Source organism: Bacteroides sp. D1 (assembly GCF_000157095.2).
GTDB classification, from domain to species: Bacteria; Bacteroidota; Bacteroidia; order Bacteroidales; family Bacteroidaceae; genus Bacteroides; species Bacteroides xylanisolvens.
On sequence record NZ_JH114339.1, the window covers coordinates 147,005 to 162,083 of the forward strand.

17 protein-coding genes are annotated in these 15,079 nt (G+C 41.5%); 5 read left to right on the top strand and 12 right to left on the bottom strand.

The features are described 5' to 3' along the window. Positions 1-26: 26 nt before the first annotated feature. From BSAG_RS13830 to BSAG_RS13815, 4 genes are all read right to left on the bottom strand, one after another. Positions 27-1,331, bottom strand: a complete 1,305-nt coding sequence (locus BSAG_RS13830; RefSeq protein ID WP_004314209.1) for a Lin1244/Lin1753 domain-containing protein — start codon at positions 1,329-1,331, stop codon at positions 27-29. A gap of 338 nt (positions 1,332-1,669) precedes the next feature. Then, entirely contained in the window at positions 1,670-2,035 is a 366-nt protein-coding gene (locus BSAG_RS13825; protein WP_004311392.1) for an SH3 beta-barrel fold-containing protein, read from the bottom strand. 307 nt (positions 2,036-2,342) lie between these two features. Beyond that, on the bottom strand, positions 2,343-2,774 hold the full coding sequence (locus tag BSAG_RS13820) for a hypothetical protein (RefSeq protein ID WP_004314211.1): 432 nt from the start codon (positions 2,772-2,774) through the stop codon (positions 2,343-2,345). 733 nt (positions 2,775-3,507) lie between these two features. Next, complete coding sequence (locus BSAG_RS13815; RefSeq protein WP_004304410.1) at positions 3,508-3,915, bottom strand: hypothetical protein; 408 nt, start codon at positions 3,913-3,915, stop codon at positions 3,508-3,510. A gap of 193 nt (positions 3,916-4,108) precedes the next feature. Between BSAG_RS13815 and BSAG_RS13810 the strand changes: the two genes are divergently transcribed. Continuing rightward, positions 4,109-5,323, top strand: coding sequence for an ATP-binding protein (locus tag BSAG_RS13810; RefSeq protein WP_004314213.1), 1,215 nt, complete (start codon positions 4,109-4,111; stop codon positions 5,321-5,323). A gap of 80 nt (positions 5,324-5,403) precedes the next feature. On the opposite strand, the gene BSAG_RS13805 is transcribed toward BSAG_RS13810, so the two are convergent. Further along, on the bottom strand, positions 5,404-5,658 hold the full coding sequence (locus tag BSAG_RS13805) for a type B 50S ribosomal protein L31 (protein WP_004300906.1): 255 nt from the start codon (positions 5,656-5,658) through the stop codon (positions 5,404-5,406). A gap of 433 nt (positions 5,659-6,091) precedes the next feature. Here BSAG_RS13805 and BSAG_RS13800 point away from each other — a divergent pair, with 433 nt between their 5' ends. Then, on the top strand, positions 6,092-7,096 hold the full coding sequence (locus BSAG_RS13800; protein ID WP_004311395.1) for a class II fructose-bisphosphate aldolase: 1,005 nt from the start codon (positions 6,092-6,094) through the stop codon (positions 7,094-7,096). Between the two features lie 184 nt (positions 7,097-7,280). On the opposite strand, the gene BSAG_RS13795 is transcribed toward BSAG_RS13800, so the two are convergent. From BSAG_RS13795 to BSAG_RS13770, 6 genes are all read right to left on the bottom strand, one after another. Beyond that, positions 7,281-8,441: a sodium ion-translocating decarboxylase subunit beta gene (locus BSAG_RS13795; protein ID WP_004300899.1), complete on the bottom strand. Its 1,161-nt coding sequence runs from the start codon at positions 8,439-8,441 to the stop codon at positions 7,281-7,283. A gap of 1 nt (position 8,442) precedes the next feature. Continuing rightward, a complete protein-coding gene (locus BSAG_RS13790) occupies positions 8,443-8,874 on the bottom strand; it encodes an acetyl-CoA carboxylase biotin carboxyl carrier protein (protein WP_004314215.1) in 432 nt (143 codons plus the stop codon). A 24-nt stretch (positions 8,875-8,898) separates the two neighbouring features. Then, positions 8,899-9,819, bottom strand: coding sequence for an OadG family transporter subunit (locus BSAG_RS13785; protein WP_004314216.1), 921 nt, complete (start codon positions 9,817-9,819; stop codon positions 8,899-8,901). Positions 9,820-9,850: 31 nt separating this feature from the next. Continuing rightward, positions 9,851-11,404: an acyl-CoA carboxylase subunit beta gene (locus tag BSAG_RS13780; protein ID WP_004314217.1), complete on the bottom strand. Its 1,554-nt coding sequence runs from the start codon at positions 11,402-11,404 to the stop codon at positions 9,851-9,853. Positions 11,405-11,432: 28 nt separating this feature from the next. Continuing rightward, positions 11,433-11,837 (bottom strand): methylmalonyl-CoA epimerase, encoded by a 405-nt coding sequence (mce, locus tag BSAG_RS13775; protein WP_004311398.1) that lies wholly within the window; start codon positions 11,835-11,837, stop codon positions 11,433-11,435. Positions 11,838-12,012: 175 nt separating this feature from the next. Then, positions 12,013-13,011: a GNAT family N-acetyltransferase gene (locus tag BSAG_RS13770; RefSeq protein ID WP_004314218.1), complete on the bottom strand. Its 999-nt coding sequence runs from the start codon at positions 13,009-13,011 to the stop codon at positions 12,013-12,015. Positions 13,012-13,161: 150 nt separating this feature from the next. Here BSAG_RS13770 and BSAG_RS13765 point away from each other — a divergent pair, with 150 nt between their 5' ends. Further along, the gene (locus tag BSAG_RS13765; RefSeq protein ID WP_004300877.1) at positions 13,162-13,704 is read left to right on the top strand and encodes a beta-class carbonic anhydrase; all 543 of its coding nucleotides are present in this window, start codon (positions 13,162-13,164) and stop codon (positions 13,702-13,704) included. Positions 13,705-13,792: 88 nt separating this feature from the next. Here BSAG_RS13765 and BSAG_RS13760 read toward each other — a convergent pair whose 3' ends face one another. Next, complete coding sequence (locus tag BSAG_RS13760) at positions 13,793-14,017, bottom strand: hypothetical protein (protein ID WP_008771321.1); 225 nt, start codon at positions 14,015-14,017, stop codon at positions 13,793-13,795. 180 nt (positions 14,018-14,197) lie between these two features. On the opposite strand from BSAG_RS13760, the gene BSAG_RS13755 reads away from it, so the two are divergent. After that, positions 14,198-14,734 (top strand): nitroreductase family protein, encoded by a 537-nt coding sequence (locus tag BSAG_RS13755; RefSeq protein WP_008771322.1) that lies wholly within the window; start codon positions 14,198-14,200, stop codon positions 14,732-14,734. A gap of 2 nt (positions 14,735-14,736) precedes the next feature. Beyond that, on the top strand, positions 14,737-15,072 hold the full coding sequence (locus BSAG_RS13750; RefSeq protein ID WP_004314220.1) for a hypothetical protein: 336 nt from the start codon (positions 14,737-14,739) through the stop codon (positions 15,070-15,072). Positions 15,073-15,079 lie beyond the last annotated feature (7 nt).

The following is a 15,079-nucleotide window of genomic DNA, read 5'->3' on the forward strand; positions in this document are numbered from 1 at the left end:
TTAGTAAATGATTGAGAGATAATATGCTATCGTGTCCATTCGTTCGTCACCGGATTCCAGATATGTGCCGCCGAAGGTCGCGGCTTGGCATAAGCGGGGATGGGATGCCCGTCGTAGGTACGTATTCCGTTGGTGATGGTTTCGTAGGGCGAACATTGCTGTTGCTCTTGCCGGTTTTTGAGAAACTTCTTCAGTGCCACCTGCGTTGTGGATGACACATGGCTTCCCTGCCGGGTGAGATTGGCGAAATAGTTTTTTATTTCGTGCAGGCTGTTCATCGAGCTTTCATTCCCCCGTAAGATGATTTGCTCCCGTAAATAGTTGAAGAACCATTCTTTTTCTTCCATCATCAGCCGGGGGATGCCCGACTGAATGGCTACGACTTCATACCAGGATGTGTCGTTCATTGCCTCCTGTAGATTTTCTTCCCATGCGTTGGGGCGCATATCGGGTGTCACAGCGTTCAAGTCCGTCACCTTCAAACCATTTTCTTCTTCTTTTTCTTTTCCGCTTTCTTCAGAAGAAGAATTTTTTTTGTTTATTTCTTTATTTATAATGGGGGATGGATTTTTCTGTATATTTGACGTTTTTTTTATTTCCCGAGTGTTAAAATCCTCTGCATTTCCGTTGGCTTTCAGAGAGTTATTGACGTGCGGTTTCGTGTTGCGCTTTTTTTCATCTTCCATGTTGTCAAGTGCTTCCCTATAATCGTCTATTGCTTTAGAATGGAGGTTCATTTTCTCATCCAGATAAAAGAGTCCGTAATTGTATAATACACTTTCCATCAGTTCGTCGCTCACATCATAAAGGTTCTGGATGAAGGAAGCAGTTTGCGGTGCCAGAAAATGTTGTGGCTGTTGATAGAGCTTTTCCATCACAAGCCAATATAGTCCGTAGGCTTTTAGTCCGTCTTGCATAATCATCCGCAGCAGTTCGTTGTCGGTGTATGCCAGTAGGGGGTGCGGGAAATAACTTCTGATGGCAGATTCTTCGCAAAAGTCGGCATAGAGTATATGCGAGTTGTATCCTTTGCCGGGACGCCGGAAATAATGGTGGTAGAGGAGCTCAAGATGTTCGGGTTGGGCATGGAATATATTGGCGATGATTTCCATTGTCTGGATATTGACGCAGCATTTAAGCTGTGCATGAGCTTCTTCGAGCATCACCCAGTATAGTCCGTATATTTCCAGTCCTTGTTCCCGTATCAAAATACTCATGGGTATATTGCTGGAAGAAGAAGTGGGATGATTGAAGTAACCGTTATGAATCGGTTTTCTCTTTTGTGATGCGTTGTTCGATTGTTTGGTATTTGCTGAATTAGATGTTGTCATAATAAAATATATTAGTTTCTGTTTTAAATTCTATTTTTCTGAAAATACAGATACGAAGAATCCGGCCACTTCTTTGGAAAGCAGCAAATATCGTACTCATTCTTCATGATGGAATCGGAGTATTCTCTTCGTGTATGTAATCTGTAATATAGGGAATTTTCGGAGCAGGGGAGATTTAATTCCGAAGTTCTGAAAAAGCAATGCTGGAAAAACAGATAACTGCCTCTGTCAAAAAACAAGGAAGCAGCATTGACATGATTTTTTCTCTTACTTGCGGTTGCAAAGTAACTACTTTATTTCGTATATGTCCTACAACTTTCCTTATTTAATCCATGAAATTAATTTTTTTTCACAGAAGAGCCGAATACAATCCCTGCCACTCGACACGTAAGCCATTTTCTACAATGCACGTCATAGTATGGGAGAAACCTGTTGGAGGGGTTTTCGTAGTAGGGGCGGCCGAAATAGTGTTCATATTCTGTCAGTGTCCCTGTAATGGAAAGGCAGGTTCCGTCTGTTCGTTGCAGGCAGAAATCGGCGTTGTCCCATCTCATCCGGTCTATCAGTTCTTCTACTTGGTATGCACGGCGCATAGATTCTCCCAGTGTCAACAGTGTGCCGTAATTCTCTTCCGCATCTTGGCGGATAATAGCTGCCCGACGGGAAACCGTCAGGCAACTGTCATTCTTCATCGTTTTTTTCATACAGATTTCTTTGTGCTGAAATGCTCACATTTCAGTTCTTGTTAGTGGTGTAAATGTAGTGAATTTACTTGACTTTACAAAGGATAAAATTACTTATATAATGGATGATTAGTTAAATAAATGGAATAAAATATTTTGTATTTTTCATTGTTTGAATATAGGCTTTAAAGAGCTTATGGAGGAGTTTAAAGAAAGCTGTGGAGGGAATGGGAATAGGCTGCAAAGGGCAAAGGACGGCCCTCCTTATCCTCTGTGGTGAAAACCGTGCAATAATGTCCCACATGGTAATTGGTACACTGATAATTATTCACCATTGAAACCTTTTGCGCAGCCTTTTTATCCAACTGTCGCTACGTATAACATTATTATTCTCTCCAATCGCTTTTTTCAAATCCCGGATCCGTTCATTTTGTCTCTTCATTGCTGCCTGTATTTCGTTTATCAACGTATTTATTTCCTTCTGCAGCTGAATTTCCTTTTCTTTCAATTGAATAATGTGGGCGTATTTCTCGCAGACCATCGTTTTGTCTATACACAGTTGTTCCAGCGTATCAATATATTCTGCTGTAATGCCGGCTTTACTTCGGCGAAAGAGTTCCAGAATACATTCTTCGTCAACATTCGGAACATTGTCTATGTATAACATAGGGAATTGTCCCATTTCCACCCAAAGCAGGATCGCTTCTTTTTCGATGTGATACTTAATCACTGCTTTTTCTACACTAATCCATTTTGGCATATCGCTTTTGTTTTAATGTGTTATAAAAAAGGAGTAAATAACGTATTGTCCGGAGAGGTGCAACGAACACCCACGATTTTTATGATTTCGGTCGGCTGGGGAATTGGTTGGGGTATAAGGATTGTTGAAACCGACCGGATACAATAAAAGCGTGAGTGCTGTTGTACCATTATCTAAACTTAAGGCTTAGCAACACCCTTCACCAGATAATGATAAACAACAGACACCCACGCCAAACGTTTATATATAACAAATCTCTAATCGATATGTTGATATACGACTATCTACGTGGAGTATCTGTTGTATCATCTCTCGGTGTGAAAAAACTGCTAATTTTTAAGTTTGAGAGACAATACGTTATTTACTCCATTAAGGAATAAAAAAACGCTTTTGCCTGTTTCATCACGCTGATGGGCAGAAAGCGTGTGACAAAGATATATGTTTTTTTCGGAATAGGATGGAAAAGAGGAAATAAATGCAGGAAATATGGTATGAGAATAGAGAGTATGGTATAAAGATGGTAAATATGCTATACGGGTGGCAAATATAATGTGATGATAAAAAGGAGGGAGCCAAAAGTAAAACCATCTATTAGATTGATATTATTTAGGTACGGATTACACGGATTTCGCGGTTTTAGTCTAATGGAACCGTGAAACCCGTGTAATCCGTGCCTAAATGAAAGCCATAAAAGTCTTTTGACCTCGTATTGTCTTTCCGTGCAATTCTTTTTTTAGCTGCGATTTCTTTTGGGCTTTCCGGAGAAGATAGTCAGTTCAAGAATTGCAAAGATGATTTCCGTTGTGGTATATCCGGTAAATGTATATTCCAAATTTTCATTTTCGGAGAAGTATTTGAGATAAACGGTTGGAGTGCCATTGTGGAAGTCGAGAAAAAGATAAGAAGTATAATCATAGATGCCAAGATCGGCAAACTCGTTCAGAATCGCTGTGTTGAAAATCGTGCATTGGCCTGTCTTTGATTCATTTCCGGACATTTCGAATCTGCGATGTTCTTTTGCGAGATCGTCTTTATTCACATGCCTGAATTGTTCTTGCAGCTCTTTACTGAAAGAAAGGCGTTGTCTGATGAAATTGAAAACTTCTTCCTTTGTCATTTGTTTTAAATCGGTTATTTCCATTTTTTATTAATTAGTCGGGTAAAGGTACTTTCTTTATTTGGTAATAAATCGGATTTAGTCATATTTCTTTTATTTATTTTTCGGCTTATAACCCTAAAAGAATCTGAATTTATGGATTTATTTAGGGTTATAACCCTAAAAACTTTCCGAAAATAGTATATCTTTGTGCTTATAACCCTAAAAACTTTTGAATATGATTAATCGTGAACAGTATATGGAACAAGTTGTTCCTTTTATAGATAAGCCGTTTGTAAAAGTGATAACGGGTATTCGTCGCAGTGGAAAGTCGGTAGTGCTGCGTCTGATTCGTGACGAACTGTTGAGGAGAGGAGTTCGTGAAGAACGTATCATCTATCTGAATTTTGAAAGTTTTCAGTGGATAGATCTGAAAGAGGCGAAGGCTTTGTATGCTTATATTCGGGGACAGGCGGGAGATGCGGGTAAATATTATATTCTCTTGGATGAAATTCAGGAAGTGGACGGTTGGGAAAAAGTGGTCAACTCACTTCTGGTAGATTTGGATACGGATATTTATGTGACCGGCTCCAACTCACGTATGTTATCGTCCGAACTGGCAACTTATTTAACGGGACGGTATGTCGCTTTCCATGTCATGACCTTGTCTTTTAGAGAATATCTGACTTTCCATGACTTGCAGGCCAATGATCCGACACTCAACCGGAAGGAGGAATTTCAGAAATATCTCCGTATGGGAGGATTTCCGGCCATACATACTGCCGATTATGGATATGAGGCTATCTATAAAATTGTCTACGACATCTATTCTTCTGTCATTCTTCGTGACACGGTGCAGCGTCACAATATCCGGAATGTGGAACTGCTCGAACGGGTAGTGAAGTTTGTTTTCGATAATATAGGCAATAAGCTGAACGCTAAAAATATAGCTGATTACTTCAAAAGTCAGCAACGGAGGGTGGATATGAATACCATCTATAATTATCTGAATGCATTGGAAAGTGCTTTTATCATTCAACGTATTCCCCGGTATGATATTAAAGGAAAGGAAATTCTGCAGACGAATGAGAAGTATTTTGTAAGTGACCTTTCTTTGATTTATTCCGTGATGGGCTATCGTGACCGGTTGATTGCAGGTATGTTGGAGAATCTGGTCTGTCTGGAGTTGAAAAGAAGGGGTTATGAAGTGTATGTAGGCAAACAGGATGATAAAGAAGTGGATTTTGTAGCCATCCGTCGGGAAGAAAAGATTTATGTGCAAGTAACGTATCAGTTAGCTTCACAGGCCACTGTTGAGAGGGAGTTTGCTCCTTTGCTCGCCATTAACGACCATTATCCTAAATATGTAGTTAGTATGGACAGCTTGTGGCAGGATAATGTGGAGGGGGTCAGGCATCGTCATATAGCCGATTTCTTGTTGGATGATGCTTGACGTTAAGGAATATAGAAAACGAAAAAGAGGAAATTCTCTGCGAGAATCTCCTCTTTTTTCATCTTTCACGAAAGATCGAATTATTTCTTCTTACGGTCACCGTAACGGCTCATGAACTTGTCAACACGACCTGCAGTATCTACCAATGTAGATTTACCTGTATAGAACGGGTGAGAAGTGTTTGAGATTTCAATCTTCAGCAACGGATAAGTTTCACCTTCGAATTCGATGGTTTCTTTAGTTGCTACAGTTGATCTAGACAAAAACATGTCACCATTTGACATATCTTTAAATACTACCGGACGGTATGATTCTGGATGAAGGCCTTTTTTCATTTCAGTATCTGTTTTTTTAATTTATATTCTGTTACTATTTTGGTAAGAAATAGTGTAATGGTCATTTTCAGAGCGCAAAGATAATGCTTTTCTGTGAAATAGAAAAAGGTTTTCTAAAATTTCTGATTTCTAATTTATGATTTCTGATTTGCTATGCAGATTTTGGTGATTAAATGAATGAAAAATGAGGTATAAATAAGGTATAAATAAGGAGATATAAATCCGAAGGCATAAATCAGAATTCAGAAATCATAAATCCCAAAGTTTGCAAGGTAGACATTACAATCTAATGTCACACTCGTATTCCTGCTAAATTTTGCAGTCTGATTTAAACCTTTTTCTACTATATTTTTCTTTCCGATGTTCGTTATTCGATGGATAATGCTTACTTTTGCGTAGAATTTTTATTCACTAACAATAAACTTTAAACAAAATGGTAAATTACAAAGATTTAGGATTGGTAAACACAAGAGAAATGTTTGCTAAGGCTATCAAAGGTGGATATGCTATCCCAGCATTCAACTTCAACAATATGGAACAAATGCAGGCTATCATCAAGGCTGCTGTTGAAACTAAATCTCCTGTGATTCTTCAGGTTTCTAAAGGTGCTCGTCAGTATGCTAACGCTACTTTGTTGCGTTACATGGCACAGGGTGCTGTAGAATATGCTAAAGAATTAGGCTGCGCACATCCGGAAATCGTTCTTCATCTTGACCACGGAGATACATTCGAAACTTGCAAATCTTGTATCGATTCAGGTTTCTCTTCAGTAATGATCGATGGTTCTCACCTTCCTTACGAAGAAAACGTAGCATTGACTAAGAAAGTTGTTGAATACGCTCACCAGTTCGACGTAACTGTAGAAGGTGAACTTGGCGTATTGGCTGGTGTAGAAGATGAAGTTTCTTCCGACCATCACACATATACTGACCCTGAAGAAGTAATCGACTTCGCTACTCGCACTGGTTGCGACTCTTTGGCTATCTCAATCGGTACTTCTCACGGTGCTTACAAATTTACTCCGGAACAATGCCACATCGACCCGAAGACTGGCCGTATGGTTCCTCCTCCATTGGCTTTCGAAGTATTGGACGCTGTAATGGAAAAACTTCCGGGATTCCCTATCGTTCTTCACGGATCATCTTCAGTTCCGGAAGAAGAAGTGGAAACTATCAACAAATATGGTGGTGCACTGAAAGCTGCTATCGGCATTCCGGAAGAAGAATTGCGTAAAGCTGCTAAGTCTGCTGTTTGCAAAATCAACATCGACTCTGACTCTCGTCTGGCTATGACTGCTGCTGTACGTAAGGTATTCGCTGAAAAACCGGCTGAATTCGACCCACGTAAGTATCTTGGTCCGGCTCGTGACAACATGGAAAAACTGTACAAGCACAAAATCATCAACGTGCTCGGTTCTGACAACAAATTGGCACAGTAATAATCTCCGGATTATTCCATAAATAAAAGAAAGAGGCTGCTCCGGTTTGAACACTGGTAGCAGCCTTTTTTATGACGTTTAATCGTTTCAGAACGGAGAGAAGATAACACTATGGCTGTAATAAAGAACACCCGTGTCACAACTGAATGTAACACGGGTGTTCTTATCTATTATATAATGTTTCTTACATCAAGAATCCAAGCAGAATACCGGCAGCAACAGCTGAACCGATCACTCCGGCAACGTTCGGACCCATAGCGTGCATCAGCAAATAGTTGGTCGAATCGTATTCCAAACCAATCACTTGCGAGATACGTGCAGAGTCGGGAACAGCAGAAACACCTGCATTACCGATCAACGGATTGATCTTATTACCCTTCTTCAGGAAGATATTGAAGATCTTAACGAAGATGACACCGGAGGCAGTTGCAATAACAAATGACAATGCACCGAGAGCAAAGATCTTGATAGAGTCAAGCGTCAGGAATTCGGAAGCTTGCGTAGAAGCACCTACTGTCAGACCCAACAGGATAGTGATTGTATCAATCAACGGACCACTGGCAGTATTAGCCAAACGGCGGGTTACACCACTTTCTTTCAACAGGTTACCGAAGAACAGCATACCCAACAAAGGCAGACCGGAAGGAACCAGGAAACAAGTCAGCAACAAACCGATGATCGGGAAAATCACCTTCTCCGTGTGAGAAACGGCACGCGGCGGTTTCATGCGGATGACACGTTCGTTCTTGGTGGTGAGCAGACGCATGATAGGCGGCTGTATCACCGGAACCAACGCCATATAGGAGTAGGCGGACACCGCAATGGCTCCCATCAGGTTAGGTGCTAGCTTGGAAGAAAGGAAGATGGCCGTCGGGCCGTCTGCTCCACCAATGATACCGATAGCACCGGCTTGCATCGGATCGAAGCCCATTTCTAGCGCGATCATATAAGCACCGAAGATACCGAATTGTGCAGCTGCACCGATCAGCATCAATTTTGGATTAGAGATAAGTGCCGAGAAGTCCGTCATGGCACCGATACCCAAAAAGATGAGTGGCGGATACCAGCCGGAGGTCACTCCCTGATACAATATATTCAATACAGAACCTTCTTCATAAATACCGACTTTCAGCCCGGCATCCATATTAAAAGGTATATTACCGATCAATATACCGAAACCGATAGGAATCAGCAGCATCGGTTCGAACTCTTTGGCTATTGCCAAATAGATGAATACCAAGCCAACGAGAATCATGACTACATGCCCTACCGTAGCATTGGCAAAGCCTGTGTATGTCCAGAAGTCGGCCAGGTTATTTCCTAAAAAGTTTATAAAGTCTCCCATATTATTCAATAATTACGAGGTCATTACCTTCAAGAACAGAGTCTCCCTTGTTGACGTTGATGGCAGTAATCTTACCGTCCTTATCCGCATTGATATTGTTTTCCATCTTCATGGCTTCCAATATGATAATGGTCTGTCCTTTCTTTACAGTATCGCCTACATTCACTTTGATGTCAAGGATCACACCCGGCAGCGGAGATTTAACTCCTGATTTTCCGGTAGACGGAGCGGTCGGTTTCACTACTTGAGTAGGAGCAGTAGGAGCATTAGGCATCGGGCGTACTGTCACGGGTTTCGCAACAGGCTTCGGCTGTTTCTCCATTTCTACTTTATAGTGTGTACCGTTCACTTCTACATGAGCGATGTTGTCTTCAATATCTCCGATGGTTACTTTATATGAGTTACCGTTGATTTTATATTTATATTCTTTCATCGTTTTTACTTTTTAAAAGGTGACTTACTTTCTGGGAGGAGTTTCACGCAAAGTGTAAATCTTCGAACTCCATGGTGAGTAGCTGCGTTTTACGCGGGTGATGGTCAGCACCGTTTCTTCTACGTCGTGCACCTCATCCTGCATTTCGTGTAATGCCATAGAAATAGCAGCGTATACTTCGCCCGGAGCCTGTGACAGTTCCTTAGCTTCATGCTTGTCAATGCCTTTAGATTTCATAGCGTTGCGCTTGCTCAAATTAACAGCTACTTTTCCTACAATCTTAAAAGCAATAAAGAGAAGAATCAATCCGCAGAATACTACGCTCATGGCAGAAATGGACATTCCAACGCCATCAGCATCGTGTTCTTCAAACTTTTCCATCTTGGAATTGCTGTCAAGAGTCTTATTGTTGGTGCTCGGAGTCACGTATTTGTCACCGCTTCCACTTTTTACTTCCCATTCAGCTGCCCCGTCGCTTACACGAGCGTATGATTGGTTGGGACCGAGAGCGCCTGCGGGTACTACAATCTGGTCGAGCAACTTTTTGCCGGAGTCGAACAGACCAACCCAATTAGCTGTTTCCGGATTCAGCTTGAAGCTGGTATGGAAAGTACCACGGTTAGGTTCGCCATCTGCCCAGAATAGTGCATGTTGGCGTGGTTTCACTAAGGTAAGTATATCACCTTTCGGGATAAAATAAGTAACTGTATCGCCCGGTTGGCTGCTTACTTTCAGCAAGCAAGCTGCCAGGTCGGCGCTACCGAATGATTTATTGAATATTTCAATCCATGCGCTGTGCAATCCGTAATCGTCCTGAAAATTACTCTGATTGTCTATCAGGATTTCGTTTAGCACCAGCTTATTGTTCGACTTTTGCTCTCCACAAGAAGTCAGACCAATCAGCAACAGCAAAGAAAGGAATATTCCGATTTTGGTTTTGTTCATAATCGTTCTTGTTTTAATGTGAAAAGTAGGATTACAACGGAATATTACCATGCTTCTTAGCCGGATTACTCAATTTCTTAGTCTGCAACTGCTGCAAAGCACGGATAACACGGAAACGTGTGTTGCGCGGTTCAATCACATCGTCGATGTAGCCATATTTAGCTGCATTGTAAGGATTGGCGAACAGTTTCGTGTATTCTGCTTCTTTCTCTGCAAGGAATTGAGCAGGGTTTTCCTGATCTTTGGCTTCGCGTGCGTACAATACTTCTACTGCTCCTGCACCACCCATTACTGCGATTTCGGCAGTAGGCCATGCGTAGTTCATGTCACCGCGAAGTTGCTTACAGCTCATCACGATGTGAGAACCACCGTAAGATTTACGCAATGTGATAGTAACCTTAGGCACAGTAGCTTCACCGTAAGCATACAACAGTTTAGCACCATGAAGGATAACGCCATTGTATTCCTGACCTGTTCCCGGAAGGAATCCCGGTACGTCTACCAACGATACGATAGGAATATTGAATGCATCGCAGAAACGAACGAAACGTGCGCCTTTACGAGATGCGTTGCTGTCGAGCACACCAGCCAGATACTTAGGCTGATTAGCAACGATACCTACCGATTGTCCGTTGAAGCGGGCGAAACCGATGATGATATTCTTTGCATAATCTTTCTGGATTTCAAGGAATTCACCGTTGTCCACAATAGCGCCGATCACTTCGTACATGTCATACGGTTTAGTAGGGCTGTCGGGGATAATATCGTTCAAAGAATCTTCCAGACGGTCGATTGGGTCTGTGCAATCTACATAAGGAGCTTCTTCAAGGTTGTTTTGAGGAATATAGCTCAACAGTTTGCGAATCAGTTCGAAACCTTCTTCTTCTGTTTGGGCGGTGAAATGAGTCACACCCGATTTAGTGGAGTGAACGCTTGCGCCACCGAGGTTTTCTTGGCTAACGTCTTCACCTGTAACGGTCTTCACCACTTTCGGTCCGGTGAGGAACATATAAGAAGTGCCTTCCATCATCAGTGTGAAGTCGGTCAGAGCCGGAGAATAAACAGCACCACCGGCACAAGGACCGAAGATACCGGAAATCTGCGGAATAACACCTGAAGCAAGGATGTTGCGTTGGAAGATTTCTGCATAACCTGCCAAAGCGTTGATACTTTCCTGGATACGTGCACCACCCGAGTCGTTGATACCGATACAAGGAGCACCCATCTTCATGGCCTGATCCATAATTTTACAAATCTTCAATGACATTGTTTCTGACAGTGAACCGGCAGAAACAGTGAAGTCCTGTGCGAACACATATACCAGACGTCCTTCGATTGTACCGCAGCCGGTTACTACACCGTCTCCCGGATAATGTTTTTTCTCCATTCCGAAGTTCGTGCATCTGTGCTCAACGAACATGTCCATTTCTTCGAAGCTACCCTCGTCAAGCAGCATAGCCAGACGCTCGCGTGCTGTGTATTTCCCTTTTTCGTGTTGCTTCGCAATTGCTTTTTCACCGCCTCCGATACGTGCTACGGCACGGCGTTCAATAAGCTCTTTAATTTTTTCAAGTTGATTACTCATGAGTTCTTGTTGGTTTTAGAGTTTATGATTAATGTTCGCAGAGTTCTGTTAACACACCCAAAGTTGATTTCGGGTGAAGGAAAGCGATATTCAAACCTTCAGCACCTTTGCGGGGAGCTTTGTCGATAAGGCGGATTTCTTTGCCTTCTGCCTCTGCCAGCGCATTGGCTACGCCATCTTCTACAGCAAAGGCTACATGGTGAACACCTGCACCTTTGTTTTCAATGAATTTGGCAATAGTACTCTCCGGGCAAGTCGGCTCCAACAGTTCAATTTTGGTTTCGCCTACTTTTAAAAAAGCAGTTCTTACTTTCTGATCTTCCACTGTTTCAATGTTGTAACACTTCAGACCTAATACATTTTCGTAGTAAGGAAGGGCTTCTTCGATGCTTTTTACAGCAATGCCCAGATGTTCAATGTGTGAAATCTTCATAACTATACTTTTTTTATTTGGTTTTAATCATGTGCTTATATGGCATAAAACAGCACAAAGAAAGACATTTCTTACCTAATAAAGAAATATTTCTGCATTTAATTATTGGATTATTAAACAGAAAAAATGGTAGGGAAGGAGCATGGAGAGTCGTTTTGCAATCTTGAGATTACATTTAGATATAAAATTTGACTAGGAGTTTGTTCAGCCAATTCCAATTGACACGGAACCAGCGGCGGGTACTGCTTTGCTTTCCTCCGAATCGGAGAACGAAATCACGATAACCGTGTTTGCGGAACGGAAGTCCTACATCCATAAATTCCATGTGACGGAATCCCCGTTGGCGGGCATCTTCCAATGCCTTCCAAACGGCCAGCACTCCCGGATACTGAAGTGCGTATGTCTTTCTCATTCCTCCGGAGAACCAAAGGTAGGCGTCATCTCCCGAATAGATACAGACGGAACCGCCAATGATTTTCTCTTTGTATTTTACTACGAATATTTTTGCCTGTTGTCCTTTGATTAGCATATCGTTCATGTGACGGAAAAAGTCGTTGGCAGGGAAATATCTGCGTATGCGGGAGGAATAAACCTTGTGCAGCATCCGTGAGAAATCGTGTATTTCTTCCACGGTATGTGCTTCCTCTACTTTGGCTCCATTCTTGAGTCCTTTTTTTATCTGACGGATGCGTGACGGGCTGAACCGGTCTTCCGTCTTTTTCATACTGTGCAGCGAATTGCGTACCCGCAGCCAATTGACAGGGAAATAATCATTGGCACGGAAAACCCGATAGCCGAACATCGAATTGTTTAGGTTCCGGAATTCGATCAGGACACAGCTGCGCGATGCTTCTTGTGTGAGATGTTCGAGCATATCGCCAAAGACTTCTTCTGCCTTTTCTTTGTTGGTCGAAAGAGACTCGTCCAGAAATTCGCCTTCACTATATACTACACAATGTTTCACTAAAGAAGAAGGGAGCCACTTCTTTGCTTTGCGGATGGCAGCAAGCAGGCGTGCCACCGGTCTGCCGTCTTCTGTTGCCACTATTAATAAAGGAGTATACCCAGGAGTTGCTTCATAAATCAGAAATAACTCTTTGGAATGGAAGGTATTTTTTCCCGGCAATTCAGGAATATCCTTCCCATGATAATATGTTGTTAGTTTCAGTGGCATCTAGGTACAAATTTACACTTTTTATTCTTTATTCAACAACAAAACGGAGAATTTGTTGGAGTTGCTTGATATATATAGTTGTAAAAAATGCACCTTTATATATTTTTTCTATCTTTGCGTAATCGAACAGAACTTTTAAAAAGCGGAACTATGTTAGAAGAAATTTTAGCTTACAACAAGCAATTTGTTGAGAACAAGGGATACGAATCGTATATTACTAATAAATATCCCGATAAGAAAATAGCTATTCTTTCCTGTATGGACACCCGACTGACTGCTTTGCTTCCAGCCGCATTAGGAATTAAGAATGGCGATGTAAAAATGATAAAAAATGCAGGTGGCGTTATTTCCCATCCTTTCGGTAGCGTGATACGTAGTTTGCTCGTTGCTATTTTTGAGTTGGGGGTAGAGGAAATAATGGTGATTGCTCATTCTGACTGTGGAGCTTGCCACATGCACAGTGAAGTAATGCTCGAAAAAATGAAAGCACGCGGGATCAATCCGGATTATATTGACATGATGCGTTTCTGCGGAGTTGACTTTCATTCGTGGCTGGATGGTTTCGAAGATACAGAAAAGTCGGTGAGAGGAACAGTAGATTTTATCGTGCGTCATCCTTTGATCCCTTCAGATGTGACAGTCTACGGGTTTATTATTGATTCTACAACCGGGGAATTAACTCGGATTGTATAGATTATTAGATAGATAGGTAAATAGATAAACTTCTTTTTTAATCCCCTAAATATAGTGACGCTATCCTATCATGATAGTGACGCTATTCCTATTGTATAGTGTCGCTATGTCTGGAGGATAGTGACGCTATTTTGAAGGCAAAAAAATAAGGCAGCTTTTTATCGGCTGCCTTTATCTTTCTGCGGTTATATACTTTCTTTGACTGGTGCACTCGTTTGTGACAAATAGGGTGCCCGTACATCTCAATTTCTGCCTCACGGCTAGCTTTACGATTCGCTTTAATGTAATCGTCTTGTGTAATTCGCTTTTTCATAATGAAATTATTTATCTGTGCAAAGATACAATATATTCTTCATTTAGTGGAGTATTTGGCACTCTTTTCATGTCATAGATTCCCTTCTGACAATAGAAATGAAAAAGATACTTTTATTTCCTATTACGCTCGGTTTGCATTATCTTTGCATACATTAATCAAATGAAACCGGAAAATAATATGGAAAATTTCAGTGAATTAATAAAGAACCGTCGTAGTATGCGGAAGTTCACCGATGAAGAGTTGACACAAGATCAGGTAGTTACGTTGATGAAAGCAGCTTTGATGTCTCCTTCTTCCAAACGTAGTAATAGTTGGCAGTTTGTAGTGATTGATGATAAAGAGGTATTGAAAGAATTGTCTCATTGTAAGGAACAGGCTTCTTCATTCATTGCCGACGCTGCTTTGGCAATTGTGGTAATGGCCGATCCGTTGGCCAGTGATGTTTGGATTGAAGATGCTTCTATTGCTTCTATCATGATACAGTTGCAGGCCGAAGATCTCGGCTTGGGAAGCTGCTGGGTGCAGGTCCGCGAACGTTTCACTGCTACCGGAATGCCTTCCGATGAATTTGTTCATGGAATCCTGGGCATTCCTCTGCAACTTCAAATTCTTTCCGTTATTGCTATCGGACATAAAGGGATGGAACGTAAACCTTTCAACGAAGAACATCTTCAATGGGAGAAAATTCACATAAATAAATTCGGAGGAAAATAAATATGGGAGCTGCTAAAGCGAGTAACAGCAAAGATACTTATTTGGCTACTGCTGTTACCTTTATCGTTATCGGAGCACTTTATCTGATTGATAAACTGATTCATTTCTCTACTATTGGACTACCTTGGGTGATGAATAAAGACAATATGTTATTGTATGCTTCGATCTGTTTTCTTATTTTCAAACGCGATAAATCAATTGGTTTTGTGTTACTTGGTCTTTGGCTGGTGATGAATATCAGTCTGGTAATATCATTGCTGGGTTCGTTATCCGGGTATCTGCTGCCATTGACTTTGCTCATTGTCGGCATCATTTTATTCTGGTTTGCAAAACGGTAAGGAAATA

What these genes read in the sequence shown, in the direction of transcription:
- BSAG_RS13820 (WP_004314211.1), bottom strand. Translation starts at nt 2,774, where the DNA reads ATGCCAAAATGGATTAGTGTAGAAAAAGCAGTGATTAAGTATCACATC.
- BSAG_RS13815 (WP_004304410.1), bottom strand. Translation starts at nt 3,915, where the DNA reads ATGGAAATAACCGATTTAAAACAAATGACAAAGGAAGAAGTTTTCAAT.
- BSAG_RS13780 (WP_004314217.1), bottom strand. Translation starts at nt 11,404, where the DNA reads ATGAGTAATCAACTTGAAAAAATTAAAGAGCTTATTGAACGCCGTGCC.
- BSAG_RS13800 (WP_004311395.1), top strand. Translation starts at nt 6,092, where the DNA reads ATGGTAAATTACAAAGATTTAGGATTGGTAAACACAAGAGAAATGTTT.
- BSAG_RS13760 (WP_008771321.1), bottom strand. Translation starts at nt 14,017, where the DNA reads ATGAAAAAGCGAATTACACAAGACGATTACATTAAAGCGAATCGTAAA.
- BSAG_RS13805 (WP_004300906.1), bottom strand. Translation starts at nt 5,658, where the DNA reads ATGAAAAAAGGCCTTCATCCAGAATCATACCGTCCGGTAGTATTTAAA.
- BSAG_RS13750 (WP_004314220.1), top strand. Translation starts at nt 14,737, where the DNA reads ATGGGAGCTGCTAAAGCGAGTAACAGCAAAGATACTTATTTGGCTACT.
- BSAG_RS13810 (WP_004314213.1), top strand. Translation starts at nt 4,109, where the DNA reads ATGATTAATCGTGAACAGTATATGGAACAAGTTGTTCCTTTTATAGAT.
- BSAG_RS13755 (WP_008771322.1), top strand. Translation starts at nt 14,198, where the DNA reads ATGGAAAATTTCAGTGAATTAATAAAGAACCGTCGTAGTATGCGGAAG.
- BSAG_RS13795 (WP_004300899.1), bottom strand. Translation starts at nt 8,441, where the DNA reads ATGGGAGACTTTATAAACTTTTTAGGAAATAACCTGGCCGACTTCTGG.
- BSAG_RS13790 (WP_004314215.1), bottom strand. Translation starts at nt 8,874, where the DNA reads ATGAAAGAATATAAATATAAAATCAACGGTAACTCATATAAAGTAACC.
- BSAG_RS13765 (WP_004300877.1), top strand. Translation starts at nt 13,162, where the DNA reads ATGTTAGAAGAAATTTTAGCTTACAACAAGCAATTTGTTGAGAACAAG.
- mce (WP_004311398.1), bottom strand. Translation starts at nt 11,837, where the DNA reads ATGAAGATTTCACACATTGAACATCTGGGCATTGCTGTAAAAAGCATC.
- BSAG_RS13830 (WP_004314209.1), bottom strand. Translation starts at nt 1,331, where the DNA reads ATGACAACATCTAATTCAGCAAATACCAAACAATCGAACAACGCATCA.
- BSAG_RS13825 (WP_004311392.1), bottom strand. Translation starts at nt 2,035, where the DNA reads ATGAAAAAAACGATGAAGAATGACAGTTGCCTGACGGTTTCCCGTCGG.
- BSAG_RS13770 (WP_004314218.1), bottom strand. Translation starts at nt 13,011, where the DNA reads ATGCCACTGAAACTAACAACATATTATCATGGGAAGGATATTCCTGAA.
- BSAG_RS13785 (WP_004314216.1), bottom strand. Translation starts at nt 9,819, where the DNA reads ATGAACAAAACCAAAATCGGAATATTCCTTTCTTTGCTGTTGCTGATT.